Source organism: Stenotrophomonas sp. AR029 (assembly GCF_047520695.2).
Classification (GTDB): Bacteria; Pseudomonadota; Gammaproteobacteria; order Xanthomonadales; family Xanthomonadaceae; genus Stenotrophomonas; species Stenotrophomonas sepilia.
Map to the genome: position 1 here is coordinate 165,393 of NZ_JAXBQQ020000005.1, position 20,156 is coordinate 185,548.

The 20,156-nt window shown below is 64.4% G+C and carries 19 protein-coding genes; 11 read left to right on the forward strand and 8 right to left on the reverse strand.

Annotation, left to right across the window (positions count from 1 at the left end; genetic code table 11):
* Nucleotides 1-247 precede the first annotated feature (247 nt).
* Nucleotides 248-1,141 (forward strand): HNH endonuclease, encoded by an 894-nt coding sequence (locus tag ACM0PB_RS16195; protein WP_261728019.1) that lies wholly within the window; start codon nucleotides 248-250, stop codon nucleotides 1,139-1,141.
* A 135-nt stretch (nucleotides 1,142-1,276) separates the two neighbouring features.
* Here the strand turns inward: ACM0PB_RS16195 and ACM0PB_RS16200 are convergent, their stop codons facing one another.
* The 4 genes from ACM0PB_RS16200 to aceE form a co-directional block, all read right to left on the reverse strand.
* Complete coding sequence (locus tag ACM0PB_RS16200) at nucleotides 1,277-1,981, reverse strand: hypothetical protein (RefSeq protein ID WP_261728020.1); 705 nt, start codon at nucleotides 1,979-1,981, stop codon at nucleotides 1,277-1,279.
* 3 nt (nucleotides 1,982-1,984) lie between these two features.
* Nucleotides 1,985-2,476 (reverse strand): hypothetical protein, encoded by a 492-nt coding sequence (locus ACM0PB_RS16205; RefSeq protein WP_414604750.1) that lies wholly within the window; start codon nucleotides 2,474-2,476, stop codon nucleotides 1,985-1,987.
* Complete coding sequence (locus ACM0PB_RS16210) at nucleotides 2,476-3,348, reverse strand: ParA family protein (protein ID WP_261728022.1); 873 nt, start codon at nucleotides 3,346-3,348, stop codon at nucleotides 2,476-2,478. Before ACM0PB_RS16210 ends, ACM0PB_RS16205 begins: the two co-directional genes overlap by 1 nt.
* A gap of 115 nt (nucleotides 3,349-3,463) precedes the next feature.
* Nucleotides 3,464-6,151, reverse strand: a complete 2,688-nt coding sequence (aceE, locus tag ACM0PB_RS16215) for a pyruvate dehydrogenase (acetyl-transferring), homodimeric type (RefSeq protein WP_012478970.1) — start codon at nucleotides 6,149-6,151, stop codon at nucleotides 3,464-3,466.
* Between the two features lie 544 nt (nucleotides 6,152-6,695).
* Between aceE and ACM0PB_RS16220 the strand changes: the two genes are divergently transcribed.
* Both ACM0PB_RS16220 and ACM0PB_RS16225 read left to right on the forward strand, forming a co-directional pair.
* A complete protein-coding gene (locus tag ACM0PB_RS16220; RefSeq protein WP_095379197.1) occupies nucleotides 6,696-7,256 on the forward strand; it encodes a PadR family transcriptional regulator in 561 nt (186 codons plus the stop codon).
* Between the two features lie 60 nt (nucleotides 7,257-7,316).
* Nucleotides 7,317-8,114, forward strand: coding sequence for a siderophore-interacting protein (locus ACM0PB_RS16225; protein ID WP_414604751.1), 798 nt, complete (start codon nucleotides 7,317-7,319; stop codon nucleotides 8,112-8,114).
* 62 nt (nucleotides 8,115-8,176) lie between these two features.
* Here ACM0PB_RS16225 and ACM0PB_RS16230 read toward each other — a convergent pair whose 3' ends face one another.
* Nucleotides 8,177-8,998, reverse strand: a complete 822-nt coding sequence (locus tag ACM0PB_RS16230; RefSeq protein WP_414604752.1) for a hypothetical protein — start codon at nucleotides 8,996-8,998, stop codon at nucleotides 8,177-8,179.
* A 207-nt stretch (nucleotides 8,999-9,205) separates the two neighbouring features.
* Between ACM0PB_RS16230 and ACM0PB_RS16235 the strand changes: the two genes are divergently transcribed.
* Entirely contained in the window at nucleotides 9,206-9,607 is a 402-nt protein-coding gene (locus ACM0PB_RS16235; protein ID WP_139726649.1) for a hypothetical protein, read from the forward strand.
* 217 nt (nucleotides 9,608-9,824) lie between these two features.
* On the opposite strand, the gene ACM0PB_RS16240 is transcribed toward ACM0PB_RS16235, so the two are convergent.
* Both ACM0PB_RS16240 and ACM0PB_RS16245 read right to left on the reverse strand, forming a co-directional pair.
* The gene (locus ACM0PB_RS16240) at nucleotides 9,825-10,532 is read right to left on the reverse strand and encodes a YceI family protein (protein WP_005415047.1); all 708 of its coding nucleotides are present in this window, start codon (nucleotides 10,530-10,532) and stop codon (nucleotides 9,825-9,827) included.
* Between the two features lie 86 nt (nucleotides 10,533-10,618).
* A complete protein-coding gene (locus ACM0PB_RS16245) occupies nucleotides 10,619-11,209 on the reverse strand; it encodes a malonic semialdehyde reductase (RefSeq protein ID WP_005415046.1) in 591 nt (196 codons plus the stop codon).
* Nucleotides 11,210-11,335: 126 nt separating this feature from the next.
* On the opposite strand from ACM0PB_RS16245, the gene ACM0PB_RS16250 reads away from it, so the two are divergent.
* The 6 genes from ACM0PB_RS16250 (at nucleotide 11,336) to ACM0PB_RS16275 (ending at nucleotide 15,284) form a co-directional block, all read left to right on the forward strand.
* Nucleotides 11,336-12,295: a mitochondrial fission ELM1 family protein gene (locus ACM0PB_RS16250; RefSeq protein WP_005415045.1), complete on the forward strand. Its 960-nt coding sequence runs from the start codon at nucleotides 11,336-11,338 to the stop codon at nucleotides 12,293-12,295.
* Nucleotides 12,296-12,449: 154 nt separating this feature from the next.
* The gene (locus ACM0PB_RS16255; RefSeq protein ID WP_005415044.1) at nucleotides 12,450-12,680 is read left to right on the forward strand and encodes a hypothetical protein; all 231 of its coding nucleotides are present in this window, start codon (nucleotides 12,450-12,452) and stop codon (nucleotides 12,678-12,680) included.
* A gap of 48 nt (nucleotides 12,681-12,728) precedes the next feature.
* Nucleotides 12,729-13,580 carry a DUF2145 domain-containing protein gene (locus ACM0PB_RS16260; protein WP_065197241.1) on the forward strand — a complete coding sequence of 284 codons (852 nt, stop codon included), beginning with the start codon at nucleotides 12,729-12,731 and terminating at the stop codon, nucleotides 13,578-13,580.
* A 19-nt stretch (nucleotides 13,581-13,599) separates the two neighbouring features.
* The gene (locus ACM0PB_RS16265) at nucleotides 13,600-14,103 is read left to right on the forward strand and encodes a hypothetical protein (RefSeq protein WP_032953871.1); all 504 of its coding nucleotides are present in this window, start codon (nucleotides 13,600-13,602) and stop codon (nucleotides 14,101-14,103) included.
* Between the two features lie 32 nt (nucleotides 14,104-14,135).
* Nucleotides 14,136-14,648: a hypothetical protein gene (locus ACM0PB_RS16270; protein WP_065197240.1), complete on the forward strand. Its 513-nt coding sequence runs from the start codon at nucleotides 14,136-14,138 to the stop codon at nucleotides 14,646-14,648.
* Between the two features lie 75 nt (nucleotides 14,649-14,723).
* Complete coding sequence (locus ACM0PB_RS16275) at nucleotides 14,724-15,284, forward strand: queuosine precursor transporter (protein WP_164229677.1); 561 nt, start codon at nucleotides 14,724-14,726, stop codon at nucleotides 15,282-15,284.
* 175 nt (nucleotides 15,285-15,459) lie between these two features.
* Here the strand turns inward: ACM0PB_RS16275 and glnE are convergent, their stop codons facing one another.
* Nucleotides 15,460-18,255 (reverse strand): bifunctional [glutamate--ammonia ligase]-adenylyl-L-tyrosine phosphorylase/[glutamate--ammonia-ligase] adenylyltransferase, encoded by a 2,796-nt coding sequence (gene glnE / locus ACM0PB_RS16280; RefSeq protein ID WP_414604281.1) that lies wholly within the window; start codon nucleotides 18,253-18,255, stop codon nucleotides 15,460-15,462.
* Between the two features lie 384 nt (nucleotides 18,256-18,639).
* Here glnE and scpC point away from each other — a divergent pair, with 384 nt between their 5' ends.
* A complete protein-coding gene (gene scpC, locus ACM0PB_RS16285) occupies nucleotides 18,640-20,154 on the forward strand; it encodes a succinyl-CoA:acetate CoA-transferase ScpC (RefSeq protein WP_021202957.1) in 1,515 nt (504 codons plus the stop codon).
* Nucleotides 20,155-20,156: the final 2 nt, after the last annotated feature.

Consider the following 20,156-nt stretch of genomic DNA (forward strand, 5'->3'; position numbering starts at 1 on the left):
TCTGATAGTCACTATGTCTACGGTCGCAAGCGATGCAATGGAGCTACAGCGCTGGAAAGATGGATGGGGCTCACCAGAGAGACGCATTAGGAACCTGAGCGCACCTGAGAACCGCTGCCCTAGGTCTGCGTCCCAATAGCCCCTCATCTGCACCTTGTCCTAGCAGCCAAACACGTCAACTGATGACACAAGGAACGTAGTTCTGGCTAGAATCCTGGGCACTTAGCTTCTGGGACAGGGATCTAGGATGGAACTCCCATTCGAGGTGGGCGCGCTCTACAACCGTCAAAAGCAGATCCACGGTGTATTTGGCGGGCAACAGCAAGGCGGCATTTCGACACCCAAGGAGCATCCGCTAGTCATCGCGTTCACTGGCGAGGCCGGCGCGTCTCATGGCTACCATGACTTCTGGGACGACGACGAGGTCTTTCATTACTTCGGCGAGGGTCAAGTCGGAGACATGAAGTATGTGGCGGGCAACCGAGCGATTGGCGAGCACGTTAAGGATGGCAAGACGCTCGTAGTGTTTCAGATGATGGGCAAGGGACGGCCCTACCGATACCTTGGTAGGTTCATGTGCCAGTCCTCCTACGTTCGGCCTGGCACGCCAGATCGAGAAGGGCAGCCTAGATCTGCGATCGTGTTCCGCTTGAAATCACTGGAAGCTTCACTGGGCCTCACGGCGGGTGAGTCGGATCAAGCAGAAGTCGATGCTGCATTCGATGACGTTGGCGCGACGAGCGCAAGACGCGAAACCGAAGTTCGGACGAAGCAACGCCTGTTCCGCGAACGCCTGATCGGCGTTGAAAAGGGTTGCCGTCTGACCGGCATTGAGGATCTGAGATTCCTTCGCGCGAGCCACATCAAGCCATGGGCGGATAGCACTCATAGCGAGCGCGTTGATGGCGAGAATGGGCTATTGCTGGCTCCGCATGCGGACCTGCTTTTTGATCATGGGTGGATTAGCTTTTCGTCGAATGGTCGCCTTCTCGTCTCGAGCGAGCTGCCATCAGAGGTGCGAGGTCGGCTCGGCCTAAACTTGGATAAACATCTTCGACGTGAAGTTTTCTCCCATAAACAGCTTTTCTTTCTGGATTTCCACCGGGACATTGTTTTTGAGAGCCGACGCCCCCGCTTTTAGTAGCTGGGTTCTTTAGAGTCCAGGCCTGATCCGTAGAGGATTTTTCGCGAACTGTCGGACACAGACGGCCGGCGCCAGGCCGGCCGGGATGCAAAGAACAAAACAGAGAAAACCCATGCATTATTCAGAAACTATTCATGCCCTATCGAGCTTCAGCTTCTCTCGATAGTCTGCAGATGTGCCGTGCAGAAGTTCTCGCTTCGCATCCGTCTCAACGTACCTCCAAACTTCATCCATAAATGAGCAAATCACGACATCCCTGGAAATGTCCGCACAATTCACCGCCAGGCTAACTGTATCTCTCAGCAATTCTTCGCTATGCGAAGAATCACTTATTGCTAGTGACTTATTCCAATGACCAGGAATTTGTCCGTGTATTATTGCCGAAACTTTTGAATACCACGAATCCAAGCGTGACACTAGCGCAATTGCCGATTGCTTCTTCTTCCAGCCTTCAACATGAATCTGGAAATAGTCAATTATTTCCGATTTCGACAAGTAGAACTTTTCATCTCTCACCAAGGTCTTCAGCTCAACTGGGTGCGACCTAAAATAGCAATAGTAAATTGCGCACTCTAGCATTGACCTCATCGCCGATACTGCAGGCTTATAAAGTGACAGCGAAATACAACGCACCACATCGTGGCCTGACAACTGCATTTCGTGAACAAATGGCAATGCCGGATTACCATCTTCCACGACCTGAATTTGACGAGCCAGCATGGCAATCTTTGCGATAGCCGAATGTATATCTTTAATATGCGATTCTTCTCGGCAGAACGCCTCAACATTCTCCTGCCAACTCACCGCCAAAAGAGCATCACAAAGCTGATTACTCATAGCTCAGTCCCTTCGTCTATCAGCAATCCCTCCGAGATACAAATCATCCTCTACATCGAGCCCGATACTCCTCAGAAGAGATTTTCGAGCATTAGTTGGTGAAATTGAGAGGAAGTAATTTATGATCTCCCTTGAGGTCATGTCATCCGATTCGATCACATCGAAACTCGGATTGATTTTAGACAAAAGTGCCTTCAACTCTCTTTTCGGAAGACGCTTCCGACTTAGCATCTCCAAAACTAGATCAACCAACCCATCAGAGTTCGGGGTGGGCGGGGATACTTCCTCCCAGGGAGATTCAAAATTAACCTTCCCATCTTCATCATATTGACTTGACTTATAAACCTCCATCAGTAGGTCAAAAAAACGATATCTAAATGATGAGTCCTCATCCAAATACTTTACAAGCCTCTGAAGATCTCGGCCACTGAGATTTGACGAGATCAATGAAGCTATAGCAGCACGAAAAATTCGCTCTCTATCTTTATTAGCCATTACCAAACCCCTGTCCTTTCAGCCAATTCAAATGCCACATTCTGGAGGTTGGCGCGAGCCTTCTTACTATGGGGCTTCTTATTGTGCCAGACAAAGCCCTTCCCACCCTCCGGCTCGGAAAATGCCTTATATCTTTTCAGTGTATTTCTCATACAATATTTAGAATACTTAGCATCAGAACGAATCGTCAATTCCTCCACAGTACTTCCAGTTAGAGGAGCCTTATTGAAAAGAATATGAGGAACAGGGCCATGCCCACCCAGCTTCTTAGACTCGATGAAGTCAAGCATCAAACCAATGCCTCGCACTGCGTACCTCTCAGGCACGACAGGAATAAGAACATGATCCGAATTGCCGAGTGCGGTTTTAGTCATGAGCGATCCAGCCGGGTGGCAATCAATCACAACAAGATCAAATGTGCGCCTGCATTCATCGATGAATTTTGAGAATCTTTTTTCAATGACACAAATCTGTGTCTCAGCACGCCCCAGTGCCACATACATTAGATCAAGTGTAGATGGAACTATGCTGAGCGAAGAACCATTATCATAAGAAAACACGCCCCTAGTTAAATCCCCCACGCCAGGAGGCTGGGAAGTTTCCGGGATCTTTATTCTGTATGGATCAAGGTCCTTGGCGCTCTCCTGTAAAACAGAGAGAATTGTTTTTCGCTCCTGATCCAAGCGAAAATATTCTGCAGGCGGAATATACGCCTGCGACAAATTGAATTGCGGATCGTAGTCAATTATCAGAACCTTTCGGGTCGGCTTGTCTCGCCATTTGTAGTACCCAAGAGCTCCAGCAACGTTGAGCGCCACTGTGGTCTTTCCCACACCGCCCTTCATGTTCATGACCGTAACAACTTTGCCCATCAGAGATCCGTCCCTTTGGCGATGAGATGCGCAACGCGACACCAGTAGCCCACATTCTCACGAATAAAAAAAGGGCCCGCAAGCGGACCCTTTCCAAAACGGTGGAAACGTCTAATCAAACCCCAACAGGATTAGCCTTCTCCGGATCAATCTTGTACTGCTTGATCGCCCGGGCCACATCCTTCGCGGTCATCTTCCCTTCCTTCGCCAGCGCCGCAATCGCGGCATGCGCGATGTAGTAGCGATCCACCTCAAAGAACCGGCGCAGGTTCGCACGCGTATCCGAGCGGCCGAAACCATCGGTACCGAGCACCGTGTACGACATCGGCACGAACGCACGGATCTGGTCCGCATACGCACGCACGTAGTCGGTAGCGGCAATCGCCGGGCCCTGGCGGCCTTCCAGCAGCTCGGTCACGTAGGCCTTGCGCTGCTCACCTTCCGGATGCAGGCGGTTGGCACGTTCCACGTCGAAACCATCGCGACGCAGTTCGTTGAAGCTCGGGCAGCTCCAGATGTCGGCGGTCACGCCGAAGTCCTTGTCCAGCAGCTCGGCAGCAGCAATGGCTTCGCGCAGGATGGTGCCGGAGCCCAAAAGCTGCACGCGCAGCTCGCCCTTCTTCGGCTTGCCGGCGTCGGTCAGCAGGTACATGCCCTTGACGATGCCTTCGGCCGCGCCTTCCGGCATTTCCGGGTGGGTGTAGTTCTCGTTCATCAGGGTGACGTAGTAATACTCGTCCACCTGGTCTTCCATCATGCGCTTGGTGCCGTGCTGCAGGATCACCGTCACTTCGAAGCCGAAGGTCGGGTCGTAGCTGCGCACGTTCGGGATGCCACCGGCCACCAGATGGCTGAAGCCATCTTCGTGCTGCAGGCCTTCACCGTTCAGCGTGGTGCGGCCGGCGGTGCCACCCAGCAGGAAGCCGCGGGTACGCATGTCGGCGGCCTGCCAGGCGATGTCGCCCACGCGCTGGAAGCCGAACATCGAGTAGTAGATGTAGAACGGCAGCATCGGCACGTTGCTGACCGAGTAGCTGGTACCGGCGGCCATCCACGAGCTGATCGCACCCGGCTCGCTGATGCCCTGCTGCAGCACCTGGCCGCTCTGGTCTTCGCGGTAGAACATCAGCTGGTCGGCGTCCACCGGCTTGTACTTCTGGCCGAACGGCGCGTAGATGCCGATCTGGCGGAACAGGCCTTCCATGCCGAAGGTACGCGCTTCGTCGGCCACGATCGGCACGATGTGCGGGCCCAGTTCCTTGTCACGCAGGGTGATGTTCAGGCTCTGCACGAACGCCATGGTGGTGGAGTAGCTGCGCTCGCCGCTGCTCTTCAGCAGGCGCTCGTAGGCTTCCAGCTTCGGTGCGACGAAGGTCTTGTCGGCCTTGCGGCGGCGCTGCGGCAGGTAACCGCCCAGCGCGGCACGGCGTTCCTGCAGGTACTGCACTTCCGGCGAATCCGGGCCCGGGTGGTAGAACGGCACTTGGCCGTCGGCCAGCTGCGCGTCGGTCACCGGAATGTTGAAGCGGTCGCGGAAGTGGCGCACCGCTTCGTCGTCCAGCTTCTTGGTCTGGTGGGTCGGGTTCAGTGCCTCACCGGCGCTGCCCATGCCATAACCCTTCACGGTCTTGGCCAGGATGACGGTCGGCATGCCCTTGGTGTTCACGGCCTGGTGGTAGGCGGCGTACACCTTGTGCGGGTCGTGGCCACCACGGTTCAGGCGCCAGATGTCGTCGTCGCTCAGGCCGGCGACCATCGCGGCGGTTTCCGGGTACTTGCCGAAGAAATGCTCGCGGGTATACGCGCCGCCGAAGGCCTTGCAGTTCTGGTATTCGCCGTCGACGGTTTCCATCATCAGCTTCTTCAGGACGCCGTTGGTGTCCTTGGCCAGCAGGGCATCCCAGTAACCGCCCCACAGCAGCTTGATCACGTTCCAGCCGCCGCCACGGAACACGCCTTCCAGTTCCTGGATGATCTTGCCGTTGCCGCGCACCGGACCGTCCAGGCGCTGCAGGTTGCAGTTCACCACGAAGATCAGGTTGTCCAGGCCTTCACGGCCGGCCAGGGCGATGGCACCCAGGGTTTCCGGCTCGTCGCTCTCGCCGTCGCCGATGAAGCACCAGACCTTGCGGTCGGACTTCTCGATCAGGCCACGGTTTTCCAGGTAGCGCATGAACTGCGCCTGGTAGATGGCGGCCAGCGGGCCCAGGCCCATCGACACGGTCGGGGTCTGCCAATAGTCCGGCATCAGCCACGGGTGCGGGTACGAGGACAGGCCACCGCCGTCCACTTCCATGCGGAACTTGTCCAGCTGCTCTTCGCTGATGCGGCCTTCCAGGAAGGAACGCGCGTAGATGCCCGGGGCGCTGTGGCCCTGGATGAACAGCAGGTCGCCCGGGTGGTTTTCGCTCGGGGCGCGCCAGAAGTGGTTGAAGCCCACGTCGTACAGGGTGGCGCCGGAGGCGAACGAGGCGATGTGGCCGCCCAGGTCACCCGGCTTGCGGTTGGCGCGCACCACCGTGGCCATCGCGTTCCAGCGGATGATCGAACGGATGCGCCATTCCAGCTCGGCGTTGCCCGGGCTCTTGGCCTCGAACTGCGGTTCGATGGTATTGACGTATTCGGTGGTGGGAGAGAACGGCAGGTAGGCACCCGAACGACGGGTCAGTTCCACCATGCCTTCCAGCAGCTGATGCGCGCGCTCGGAGCCCTCGACATCAATAACGGCCTTCAACGACTCGATCCACTCCTGGGTTTCCACAGGATTCGGGTCGTTGTTCAGCACCTCGTTCAACCAGTTCATTAGCGCTCCCATAACCGCACGCACGCGCGCGACTGTTGTATAGATTTCTAGACCGCAAAGTGTAGCGCACCAAGGGCTTTCGTCACTTGGCTACGCTGGCGTATGGATGCAACCGGCCAGTGTCCGCAAGGGGCTTGCCGGGCCCGCTGATGGCCCTGCGGCGGGCCTTGGCGGCGGCGCGGGCTGTCGCTTGCGGCCGCTGCGCCCATGTGCAGGACGCAGTGTTACCGCTGCCGATGACGGTTGTAGGGCAACTCCGGCACCGCCGTAGGTGGGTACCGGGCAGCGGTTCTGAACCGGCGACAACATGTCGCACCTGCCTCTGGATCGCTGCCAGTCGCGGGCCCAGGGTGGGTCGCGAGTGATGGGCCCGATGGCCCTGCTCCCTTCCACAGCATCGCCGGGGCGCCTCGCAGGGGGCGCCCCTTTTGCTGTGCGCACGAAGGTCCGTGGCCAAAATTGCACCTGCTTGTGGCCGGATCGGATGTTGTCGCTTTCGACATATCGATATATCGTTTGCATACTCGTTTACCGATATATCGAAATGAGCCGTACCGCTTCTGCCAGAGCCCGTTCCACCGATCCGGATGTGCCGCGCCGCAACGGCCAGCCACGTGTGCTGAGCCGCGGCGACCTGCGCCTGCTGGTGCTGGCCCTGATCGGCGAGCAGCCGCGCCATGGCTACGAGCTGATGCAGCTGATCAGCAACCAGTTCATGCAGGCCTACACGCCCAGCGCCGGCACCATGTACCCGCTGCTGGCCAGCTTCGAGCAGGCCGGCTGGATCGAGGCCGAGGAAGTGGATGGCAAGCGGATCTTCCGCATCACCGCCGCCGGCGAGTTCGAGCTGAAGGTGCAGCGCACCCAGGTGCGCCTGGCGCAGCGGCGTGCCTTCGACCGTGCCCGCGAGATCACCAAGGCCTCGCTGCCGCCGCCGCTGGCCGCGGCCCTGCGCGAGTTCAAGCGGGCGCTGGTGCACCACCACGGCCGCTGGGCCGAGGGTGAGGCGGACGAAGTGGCGGCGCTGCTGACGCGGGCCTCGGCCCTGCTCAACGGTACGGCCGGTAGCGAGCAACCACCGATTTCAACGACCCAGCCAGACTGAATCCAGCCAGGTCTCCCCTACGCCGCGCGCCCCCGCGCGACACCTTTACAGGTAACCCCCATGACCGAACACAACAACACGCGCCTGCGCCTGGATGTGCGCTTCCGTGAACTGACCGTGCTGCGCACCGAAGAGGTCACCCCGCACATGCGCCGCATCGTGCTGGGTGGCGACGACCTGGCCGGCTTCGATTCGCCCGGCGCCGACGACCACATCAAGCTGTTCTTCCCCAACGCTGCGGGCGAGATGGTGCTGCCGGTGCTGACCGCCGAAGGCCGCAGCTACCCGGAAGGCAAGGTGCCTTCGCCCTCGCGCGACTACACCCCGCGCTGGTGGGACCACGAGCGCGGCGAGCTGGCCATCGACTTCGTGCTGCACGACCAGGGCGTGGCCGGGCCGTGGGCCGAACGCGCACAGCCGGGCGACATGCTGGTGATCGGCGGTCCGCGCGGCTCGTTCGTGGTGGCCGACACCTACGACGCCTACGTGCTGATCGGCGACGAGACCGCACTGCCGGCCATCGCCCGTTGGCTGGACGTGCTGCCGGACAGTGCCGAGGTGCAGGCCTTCATCGAAGTGCGCGACGAGGCCGAGCGCCAGGACCTGCCGCAGTACGAGAACGTGCGCATCCACTGGCTGGAGCGCAACGGCTTCCCGGCGGCCAGCAGTACGCTGCTGGAAGACATGCTGACCGACTTCGAGGCCCCGGACGGCGATGTCTTCTACTGGATCGCCACCGAATCGCGCCGCGCACGGATGATGCGCAAGTTCATCGAAGGCCACCTGGGCGTGCCGCGCGACTGGATTCGTTCGACCGGCTACTGGAAGGCCCACCCGGACGAAACCGACGGCGATTGACCGGCTCGGGGTCAGATCCCTTTTCCTGTGGAAAAGGGATCTGACCCCATGCACCGGCAACCTCATGAACCTTCGGCAGGAACCTGCAATTGCCGGCCAACGGCCGGCACTACCCTCTGCCGCGTCCACCCGAACCGCTGCGCAGCCCAGATCTCCAGCGCCACCAGCAGCGCGATGATCAACAACGGCAACAGCAGCCCGAAGTACACGCCCGGCATCATGCCGTTGATCTGCGCCTTCACCAGCCGCAACACGCCACGGGTGTGCAGCAGCTCATCGACGTGCATGGTCAGCGCCTCGCGCACCACCTTGGGTTCCAGGCCGAGGGTACCGGCCCTGTCCACCAGCGTGTCTTCCACCATGCTGCGCAGCAGGCCCTCGCGCACCTTGCCGATCACCCAGCCGGTGCCGCGTGCCAATGGGTCGTTGCCAAGACGGTCCAGGCCAGGCAGCGGATGCTCGCTGAGGTAGGCCGAGGCGATGGTGTCGGCGACGTCGCCCACCGTGCCCTGGCTGCGCAGTGCCTCGCGCATGCGCGGGTCGTCCAGCGAATCGGTAAAGCCTTCGCTCCAGCCTTCCACCAGGGTCTGCAGGTGCGGCTGGAAATGATCGAGCTGCTTGAACAGCGCGCGGTGCGCACCGGCAGTGAAACCCAGCTGCAGGCCGAAGAAGGCAGTGGCCAGCGGCAGCAGCACCACGTAGCTGGCCAGCAGCCAGTGATGCCAGCGCTTGCGCCGCTGCAACCAACCACGGCGATGCAGCCAGCGCCAGCCGGCGATGCCCAGCACCAGGCCGAGCAGCGTACCGAGCACGCTGCCGCCCACCAGATCGAGCACGCTCAGGCCCGACCAGAATTCGTTCAACCAGTACTGCGCGTCCTGCATGGGTCTTCCTTCCGTGGGTGATACAGCGGGCCATTGTGGAGCCGAGCCCATGCTCGGCTGCGCCGCCGTCGGTGGGTGCGGACCGCCATCGACTGGTGGGTGCGGACCGTTGGTCCGCACACTCCCATGCAATTGCCGGCCAGCGGCCGGCACTACCGAGCTGGCAATGCGACAATCGCGCTCCTTTCCTGCAGCAACGAGGCCCACATGGCCAAACTGACCCTGGCCAGCGTGGATGCGCTGCGCACCCGTTTCGCTGATGACGCTGCCTGCGACGCGGCCCTGGCCGCCTTCGCCGATACCGCTGCACTGCGCGCGCCGCTGCGCGAGCTGGTGGAAGCACAGCACCGCTACCTGCAGGCCGAATTCGAAGTGGCGCAGGTGGCCGACGTGCTGCGCCGCGACCAGAAGTACGCGCCGGTGGGTCGGCCTTCGATCAACATCGTGCAGCTGCGCAAGCAGCAGGCGGCCACCAAGCAGGCGGCGCTGATCGCCCGCCAGGTGGTGGCGCAGGCGGCGCAGACGTTCGTGCGGGTGAGCGGGATGACGGTGAAGGCCAAGCAGAGCCCGAGCGAGGCGTGCGTGGCATGGTTGGGCGCGTTGCGCTGAGGGATCGTGCGGACCAACGGTCCGCACCCACCAAATGCAGGTTGACACCCACCAAATGCAGATCCGCACCCACCAGATGCCGGTTGGCATCTACCGGGTAGTGCCGGCCGCTGGCCGGCAACCCCATCGGCATCGGGCACCTCGCATGCAGAACCCAAAAAGAAGGCCCGCTTTTCAGCGGGCCTTCTGCCTTCTCACGACGAGTGAGCTGGGTGCATCAAGCGGCCGGCTTTTCGCCGGTGGCTTCGGTGGTGATGCGGATCTTCACTTCATCGCTGACGTTCGGGGCGTAGGCGCCGACGCCGAAATCGCTGCGCTTCAGGGTGGTGGTGGCATCGAAGCCGGCGGCCGGAACCTTGGCCATCGGGTGCTCGCCGCCGCCGTTGACGGTGACGTCCAGGGTGACCGGCTTGGTGATGCCCTTGATGGTCAGGTCGCCGGTGACGGTCAGCTTGTTGGTGCCGGCCGCTTCCACCTTGGTGCTCTTGAAGGTGGCATCGGCGAACTTGGCGGCGTCGAAGAAGTCGGCGCTCTTCAGGTGCTCGTCGAACTTGGCGGTGAAGCTGTTCAGGCCGCTCAGCGGCAGCTTCACTTCCACGGTGGACTTGGTCACGTCTTCGGCGTTGTACACCAGGGTGCCTTCGACGTTGCCGAAGTGCGCGCTGGGATTGGAGAAGCCGAAGTGGCTCCACTGCGCCAGCACGTCGGTGTGGCTCGGGTCCAGCTTGTAGGTGCCCGAGGCGATCTTGATCGCTTCGGCAGCCGGCGCGGCAGCAGCGGCATCAGCCGCCGGGGTGGCAGCCTGCTCGGTGGTGGCCGGGGCGGCGGCATCGGCCGCCGGGGCAGCGGTGTCGGCCGGCTTGGAGCAGGCGGCGATGGCCAGGGTCAGGGCCAGCGGCAGCAGCAGTTTACGGGTGGCGCTCATCTGAGGAACTCTCCGGATCGTAGGGTGGGTACACGGTGCAGCAATGGCCCGCCGCGGAACAGCGGGCCCGAAACCGATACAGCGACTTACGCGATGCGCGCCGCTTCGTCGAACGACAGGCGCGGCAGGCGCGGGAACAGGCCCGCCGGATCACCGTAACCCAGGTTGACCAGGAAATTCGACTTGATGGAGGTGCCGGCGAAGAAGGCTTCGTCGACCTTGGCCGGGTCGAAGCCGGACATCGGGCCGGCATCCAGGCCCAGCGCGCGCGCAGCCAGGATCAGGTAGGCACCCTGCAGGCTGCCGTTGCGGATGGCGGCTTCGTGGCGGCCTTCCTGCGGGCCATCGAACCAGGCCTTGGCATCGGTGTGCGGGAACAGGTACGGCAGCTTCTCGTGGAAGTCCAGGTCGAAACCGATGATGACGGTGACCGGCGCAGCCATGGTCTTGGCCAGGTTGCCTTCGGACAGCGCCGGGGCCAGCTTGTCCTTGGCCTCCTTCGAGGTGACGAAGACGAAGCGCGCCGGCGTGGTGTTGGCCGCGGTGGGGCCCCACTTCACCAGGTCGTACAGTTCCTTCAGCAGGCTCTCGGGGACCGGCTTGTCGAGGAAGGCGTTCTGGGTGCGGGCCGTACGGAACAGCTGGTCAAGGGCAGCGGCGTCGAGCGCGTGGGACATCGGTGGATCTCCAGGGCGGCGAAAGGAAGTCAGTGCCCGCGGGCGGCGCGGGGCGAAACGACGAGCCGCAGTGTAGAGTGTCGCGACTGTTGCAACACCCAGCAGGGCTGAAACGAATTAATGCCAATGGTGAAACGATCGAGCGCGCCATGGACGGTCACTGACGGCCGTGCGGGCAATGTCCGCCAGGCGGTCGCGCTGGCCTCGGCACTGCGCCAGGGCACCCACCGACCGCTGCTCCTGCAACCGCGCGCACCCTGGCGCTGGCTGTCGCCGCGGCGCCTGCCCGGCGATGTGAATGGCTACGGCGAGGCCTTGGCGACGCTGGCGGCCGAGGCGCCGGCACTGGCGATCGGCTGTGGTCGCCAGGCGGCCGGTGCCCTGCGCGTGCTGCGTGCACGCGGCAGCCAGGTGGTGCAGATCCTCGACCCGCGCATCGGCGCCCGCCATTGGGACGTGGTGGTGGTGCCCGAACACGACGCCCTGCGCGGCAGCAATGTGCTGACCCTGCTCGGCAGCCTCAACCCGGTGGACGACGACTGGCTGGCCTGGGGTCGCGCCGCGTTCGCCGGCTTCAGCACCCTGCCCGGTCCGCGCACCGCACTGCTGGTGGGCGGGCCGACGCCGCTGGCGCCGTGGGACGAGACGGCGATGGTCGGTGTGTTCCAGGCGCTGGCCGAGCAGATCCGCAGCGAAGGCGGCAGCCTGCTGGCCACCACCTCGCGACGCACGCCGCCAGCCCTGGCCGAGATCCTACGCGCGAAGTTCGCCGACCTGCCGCACGTGATCTGGGGCGATGGTGGCGACGGTACCAATCCCTATGGCGGCCTGCTCGGCTGGGCCAACCGGGTGGTGGTCTCGCCCGATTCGGTGAACCTGCTCTCTGAAGCCTGCGCCACGCGCATGCCGGTGATGGTGGCGCTGGCCGATGCCGCGCAGGGCCGGCTGGCCCGGTTCCAGCAGCAGCTGCGCGAACGCGGGCGCTTGCAGCCGCACTGGCTGGACTGGCAGTACGACCGCATCGAGCCATTGCGCGAAACCGCGCGCGTGGCGGCGGAAGTAAAGCAGCGCCTGGCCTTGGGGTAGTGCCGGCCGCTGGCCGGCAACGCTGTGCGCATTACCGGACACCCTGCCGATGCCGGCCAGCGGCCGGCACTACCGGGGTGCGCAGCGATTTCTGAACATTTCAATCTGCCCATACCGTTAGAGTCCGGTGTCCCCCACCGGACCGAATGCCTTCATGCGTACCCTGCTCCTGCTGCCCCTGGCCCTGCTCGCCGCGTGTTCGACCGCGCCCACCGAGCTGGACCCGATCTCCTATCAATGCCAGCAGCAGCTGGATGCGTACCGCGAACAGCCGGCGCTGCGCGATCCGAAGACGGGCGAGCGCCCGCCGCTGCCGATCGCCCCGATCAGCGATGCCTGCGACAGGGAACTCCAGCGCAAGGGCGTGGATCGCCCGCTGCGCTGAGCAGCGTATGATCGGCGCGCGGGCCTGCCCGCCGTTGAAGGTACCGACATGGATCGTTTTTCCCGCCTGCGCCGCGCCGCGCTGCTGATCGCCAGCCTGCTGGCGACCGCACCGGCCTGGGCCGACAGCACCGCCTGCCGCGAGCGCTACCCGAGCGTGGCGTCGCAGGCGGCGATGCTGGACGTGGCCTGGACCACCGCCGAACGCCTGGACGCGCTGCCCGAGGTGGACGTGGCGGTGGCCGCGCGCGGTGGCCAGGACCTGAGCCGCTACGGCCTGCGCCACAGCCACCTGGCCTTCCTGCTGCGCGAGGACGACGGCCGCTGGCGCGCGATGCACCTGCTCAACCGCTGCAAGACCGACAGCTCGCAGCTGTACCACGAGGGCCTCGGCAACTTCGTCGGCGAGAGCGGCGGCCATACCGACCTGCGCATCGGCGTGCCGTCGGCCCCCTTGCGTGCGGCGCTGCGCGCGATGCTGGTGCCGCCCTCGATCCAGCCCAAGGCGCTGCACGAAACAAGGTACAACGTGGTCGCCTACCCGTTCGCCACCGACTACCAGAACTCCAACCAGTGGGTGCTGGAAGTGCTGGCGGCGGCGATGGCGCAGACCGAAGGCGCGCCGGCCATCGTCAAGCGCGAACAGGCACAGCAGTGGCTGCGCCAGCAGAAGTACCAGCCCAGCGTGCTGCATATCGGCCTCGGCAAGCGCGTGGGTGCGCGCCTGTTCGTAGCCAACGCCACCACCACCGACCATCCAGCCGGCGAACGCATCTCCGGCAACTATTCGGTGGTGACGGTGGAATCGGTGTTCGACTTCCTGCACCAGCGCAGCCAGCTGCAGCAGGAACTGGTGATCCCCCATGTGCCGGTGGCCGGTGCCACCGCCGCCACGCCCTGAATCCCGCAAGGAGAACGACATGCGTCCGCTGCTTACCTCTGTGTTGTCGATGGTGATCGTCACCGGCCTGGCGTGGTCGACGGCCGCCCACGCCGAACGCCGCATCGTGATCATCCATGACCCGGGCCCGCAGGGACCGAGCCTGGAAATGTCCACGCAGATGGTGGCCTCGGCCCGCGCCGCAGCAGCGAAGGAAGCCCAGGATGCGGCCGATGCCGGCCAGCCGCTGGCCCGCCCGCAGCAGATCAAGCTGCCGCAGATGGAGGTGAGCGCAATCGCCACCACCGTCGATGGCCGCCGCGAAGTGCTGCTGCGTGATGCCAACGATCCGCAGAACACCGCATCGATGCAGTATCCGCGCGGCGTCGGCGACCCGGCCGTGCAGTTCACCGTGGGCCAGACCGTGAACTTCGAGCCAACCGGCGCCGACCAGGGCTGGCAGCTGAAGGACAACCAGGGCCGCCCGCTGGAATACCTGCCCGAGGCCACCGGCCCGCGCGATATCTTCGATACCCGGCGCTGAGCCGCCGTCCCCACGCTGACCAGGAGGTCTCCATGTTCCGTTGCCTGCGCGTTCCCGCTTCCGCCCTGCTGCTCTCCGCGCTGCTGGTGCCCACCGTCCATGCCGGCGCCGCGCCGCAGTTGAACAGCAGCGAAGCCAGCGTGCTGATCACCTCGCTGATCGTGGTCTCGGTGCCGCTCGCTGCATCGGCGGGCCTGTCCGAACTGTCCAAGGCGCCGTTCAAGGCCAGCGAACGCAATGGCAGGGTTGCCCGCACCAAGGCGGTGCCACTGCCGCCGATGGACGTGAAGAAGGTGGAGATCACGGCGGCCGGCGAGCGCCAGGTGCAGCTGCAGGTGCCCGACAAGGCCGATCAGACCGCCACCCTGCGCTGGCCGGCGCGCGTGCATGAAGACCAGACGGCGGCCTTCGTGGTCGGCCAGCAGGTACATTTCGACCCCACCGAGGCCGGTGCCGGCTGGACCGTGAAGAGCGCACAGGGCCAGGCACTGGCCTACGTGCCGACGGCCTACGCCGCGGGCGATGTGATGAGCGAAGCGTTGTAAAGCTGAACAAGCGGTTTTGGCTTTGCCGCGGGCCGGGCGGATAATGGGCGATCCCCTTTGTCCCCCTGGCTCGCCATGTCCGTGCGTCCTGCCCCTGTGTTTGCCCCGCTGACCGCCCGCGCCCTGGTGCTGGCGGTATTGGCGATGGGCGCGGTGGTGCTGCTGTCCAACGTGCTGGTGCAGTACCCGATCAATGACTGGCTGACCTGGGGCGCCTTCAGCTATCCGGTCGCGTTCCTGGTCAGCAACCTGATCAACCGCCGCTTCGGCCCGGGCCCGGCGCGCCGCGTGGCGTGGATCGGCTTCGCGGTGGCGGTGCTGTTGTCGATCTGGGTGGCCACGCCGCGCATCGCCGTTGCCTCGTGCTCGGCCTTCATCGTGGCGCAGTTGCTGGACATCACCGTGTTCGACCGCCTGCGCCGCGGCAGCTGGTGGCGCGCACCGATGGTGGCCACGACCTGCAGCGCGACGGTGGATACCACCATTTTCTGGTCGACCGCATTTGCCGGTTCCACCCTGCCGTGGGTGAGCTGGGCCGCCGGCGACCTGGTAGTGAAGCTGGCGATCGGCGTCTGCCTGCTGGCCCCGTTCCGCGCACTGCTGTGGAAGATGGCGCCGCTGCGCGCGACCAGCTGACCGCACGTGCTCTGGCAGGTGCCGACCTTGGATGGCACATGAGCACGGTAGGTGCCGACCGTTGGTCGGCACGCTCCATCAGAGTTCATCACCGCTGACAGATTGTGCCGACCAACGGTCGGCACCTACCAACAGCGGATCATCCCCGGGCAATTGCTCTAATGGGTGCACCCACTCACCCGAACGGCAGCTCCGCCGCTCTGCACGCCGCCGTAATCGCCGCACACGCGTCTTCAATCGCTGGCGTGGTCGGTGCCAGTCGCGGGCGACGGTCCAGCGTGCAGGCCAGGCCCACGTCGAGCAGCGTGGCATGCGCGCCATGCAGTGCTTGCGCAGTGTCTTCCGGCAGGAAACCGGCAATCGCCAGCGCACCGATCAGCGACGGCGTGTCGCGTGGCTGCAGCAACGCCGCATGCTGCGCACTACGCGCCAGCACGCCGGTCTGCAGCAGGAACTCCAGGTCCACCACGCCACCGGCACCCTGTTTCAGGTCCAGCCGCGCGGCATCGCTGCGGTCCAGTTCAGTGCGCATGCGGCCGCGCATCTTCAGCACATCGGCATACAGCGTGGCCGGATCGCGCTCACGACCCAGTGTCTGTGCACGCACCTGTTCGAAATCGGCCAGCAGGCTGGCATCACCGGCCACACCGCGTGCGCGCACCAGGGCCTGGTGTTCCCAGGTCCACGCGCGTTCGCGCTGGTATTCGGTGTAGCTGGCCAACGAAGACACCAGTGAACCCTTGCCACCGTCCGGGCGCAGGCGCACGTCGATGTCGTACAGGCGCCCGGCGGCGGTGACCGCACCAAGCAGCGCCATCACCTTCTGTGCCAGTCGTGCATACCAGCGCCCCGGTTCCAGCGGACGTGCGCCATCGCTGGCCTCCACGCCAGCCGGGTTGTCGTGCAGGAACACCAGGTCCAGGTCGGAACCGAAGCCCAGCTCAAGCCCGCCGAGGCTGCCGTAGCCGATGATCGCGAAACGTCCACCGGGAATCCCGCCGTGCGCGGCGCGCATGTCCGCCTCGGCCATCGCCAGCACGGTGGTGACCACCGCCTGCGCCAGCTCGGCCAGTTGCCGCGTGCTGTCCACCGCACCCTGGCGGCCATCCAGCGTGGCCATCGCCATGCGGAAGCTGAGCGCCAGCCGCGTCTCGTTGAGCCAGCGCAGTGCGGATTCGGGATCTTCCACCGCCAGCACCTGCTGGCACTCGGCCAGCATGCCGGCCGCATCGGGCATCGGCCCGGACACGCGCACGTCCAGCAGTTCGTCCAGCAGCAGCGGGTACGCGGCCAGCCGCTCGGCCAGCAGCGCGCTGCGCGCCAGCACATCGACCAGACGCGCCAACGCGCTCGGTTGTTCGTCCAGCAGCGCGAGATAGCTGGTCCGGCGCAGCACGGCCTGCAACAGGCCGAGCACACGCTTGAGCGCAGCGTCGGGTTGCGGCGAACGCGTGGCCGCATGCAGCAACGCGGGCAGTACGCGATCCAGCCGCGCACGCGCCGCATCGGATAATGACTTCACGCCGGTGCCCTGCGCGAAGTCACGCAATGACTGGTCGGCGCCATTGGCATCGAGGAAACCGGCTTCTGCCAGCAACGGCGCGTTGCTGCCCTCGGGCAGGCTACGCCAGTAATTGGCCAGCGCGTCGGGCGCGGCTTGACCCTTGCGCGGTGCCAGCAGCGCGGCGAATTCGGTACTGACCCGCTGCTGCTGTTCGGCCAGCGCCGCGCGCAGCACGTCCCAGTCCGGGTAGCCGAGGCCGACGGCGATGCGCTCGCGGTCCAGTGCATCGCTGGGCAGCACGTGGGTCTGCGCATCGCGCAGCATCTGCAGGCGGTTCTCCAGGCGGCGCAGGAACAGGTAGGCCTCGCGCAGCGCACTGCCGTCCTCGGGCGCGATCTGCCCCGCAGCCACCAGCGCGTCCAGCGCCACCAGCAGGCGGCGCTCGCGCAGCGCAGGTTCGCGGCCACCGCGGATCAGCTGCAGCGCCTGGCACAGGAACTCGATCTCGCGGATGCCACCGGCGCCGCGCTTGATGTCTTCGTGCAGCTCGCGGCGCGCGACTTCGGCGGTGATCGCTGCCTTCATCTCGCGCAGGCCATCGAGCGCAGTGAAATCCAGGTAGCGGCGGTACACGAACGGGCGCAGGGTCTGCAGCCACGCTTCACCGGCCTCGATATCACCGGCGACCGCGCGCGCCTTCAGCCACGCATAGCGCTCCCAGTCGCGGCCTTCGCGCTGGAAGTACTGGTCCATCGCCGCGAACGACAGCGCGACGCGGCCGGCGCTGCCGAACGGGCGCAGGCGCAGGTCGACGCGGTGGCTGAAGCCATCGACGGTGGTTTCGTCCAGCAGCTTGGCCAGGCGCTGGCCAAGGCGGGCGAAATACTCTTCGGCGGCCAGCGCGCGCGGGCCGTCGGATTCGCCGCCGTGCGGATAGGCGTAGACCAGGTCGATATCGGAACTGAAGTTGAGCTCGCCGCCGCCAAGCTTGCCGAGGCCGAACACCACCAGCTGCTGCGCGGCGCCTTCGCCATCGCGGACCACACCGTGGCGCTGGGCGAATTCCTGCTGCAGCGCGTCCAGCGCCAGCCGCAGGCAGTCCTCGGCCAGGGTGGTGGCGCCGGCCAGGGTCTGTGCCACGTCGTCCAGGCCGGTCAGGTCGCGCCAGATCAGCCGCGTCGACATGGCAGTACGCCAGCGCCGGATCTGCGCCGGCCAGTCGCTGGGCTGCAGCGGATCGAGCACCGGTGGCGGGATCGGCGGGCAACCGGGCGCGGCCAGCTGCGCCAGCAGCGCCGGTTGCCGCACCAGGGTGTCCAGCGCGAAGTCGCTGGTCACCGCCAACCGGCTCAGCAGCGGCAGCAGATCGGTCGGGATGGGTTCGGGCAGGACCTGGGCCAAGCGCGCCAGCGCGCGGTCGACAAGAGGCTGCAGGGCGGCGGGCAGGTCAGCGGGGGCGAGGGTCATGGGCGGATTGTATCGACCCGGTCGGGACGCGACGGACCCGGTAGTGCCGGCCGCTGGCCGGCAGATCCCATGATTCTGCCGAAGGTTGCTGCAGTTGCCGGCCAGCGGCCGGCACTACCGATAATGGAGGCCGCGTATTCACACTGGGCCACAGGCAATAAAAAAGCCCGCTTGCAGCGAACTGCCAGCGGGCTCTGCTCCCTCCCCCACGTCGGGATGCAGGGCCATCGTGCGGGCTGCGAAAGCACTTTGCACGCTGCACTGCAAAACAGAACCGGTGGGTATGGGTGAGCCACTGGGGGAAAAGCCATTCCACGAAGGTAGAACCCCCCGTACGGATGAGGATGGCCGATAATCGGGATTCCCCCCAGAAACACTGTCGTCATGTCTGTTGATCGCATCGCCAACGCGCGTCTCCGTGACCGCGTGGTCTCCGCCGAGGCCGCAGCCGCGCTGATCCAGCCCGGTGAAACCGTGGCCATGAGCGGCTTTACCGGCTCCGGGTATCCCAAGGCCGTTCCCGTCGAACTGGCCCGCCGCATCGAAGCGGTGCATGCCCAGGGCAATCCCTTCCAGATCAAGCTGATGACCGGCGCCTCGACCGCGCCGGAACTCGATGGCGCGCTGGCCAAGGCCGATGGCATCGCCATGCGCATGCCGTTCCAGAGCGACCCGGATGCGCGCAACCGCATCAACGAGGGCAAGCTGGATTACATCGACATCCACCTCAGCCACGTCGCCCAGCACGTGTGGTTCGGCTTCTATGGCGAGATCGATACCGCCGTCATCGAAGTCTCGGCCATCCGCGAAGATGGTTCGCTGGTGCCCTCCACCTCGGTCGGCAACAACAAGACCTGGCTGGACCTGGCCAGGAAGGTGATCGTCGAGGTCAACGAATGGCAGCCGGCCGGCGTCGACGGCATGCATGACATCTACTACGGCACCGCGCTGCCGCCGCACCGCAAGCCGATTCCGCTGGTGAACGCCAACGACCGCATCGGCGATACCGCGCTGCGCTGCGACCCGGACAAGATCGTGGCCGTGGTGCGTACCAACGGCCCGGACCGCAACAGCCCGTTCAGCCCGATCGATGCAACCAGCGAGCAGATCGCTTCGCACCTGATCGAGTTCCTCAAGCACGAGGTGAAGAAGGGCCGCCTGCCGCCGAACCTGCTGCCGCTGCAGTCGGGCGTGGGCAACATCCCCAACGCCGTGCTGGCCGGCCTGGCCAAGAGTGGTTTCCGCGACCTGGCCGCGTTCACCGAAGTGATCCAGGACGGCATGCTCGACCTGCTGCGCGACGGCGTGCTGAGCTACGCCTCCTGCACCGGCTTCGCGCTGAGCCCGCAGGCGAATGAGACGTTCAAGGAGAACATCGATTTCTACCGCGAGCGCATCATCATGCGCACGCAGGAAATCTCCAACCACCCGGAACTGGTGCGCCGCCTGGGCTGCATCGGCATGAACGGCATGATCGAGGTGGACATCTACGGCAACGTCAATTCGACGCACGTGATGGGCACGCGGATCATGAACGGCATCGGCGGTTCCGGTGACTTTGCCCGCAACGGTTTCCTGTCGGCGTTCCTGAGCCCGTCCACCGCCAAGAACGGCACCATCTCGGCGATCGTGCCGATGGCCAGCCATGTCGACCACACCGAGCACGATGTGTCGGTGATCGTCACCGAACAGGGCCTGGCCGATCTGCGCGGCCTGACCCCGCGCAAGCGCGCGCAGGTGCTGATCGACAACTGCGCGCACCCGGACTTCCGCCCGCAGCTGCAGGATTACTTCGACCGTGCCAGCCGTGAGAGCTACGGCAAGCACACCCCGCACCTGCTGCCGGAAGCGTTGTCGTGGCACCAGCGCTGGCTGGATACCGGAACGATGAAGGGCTGAGG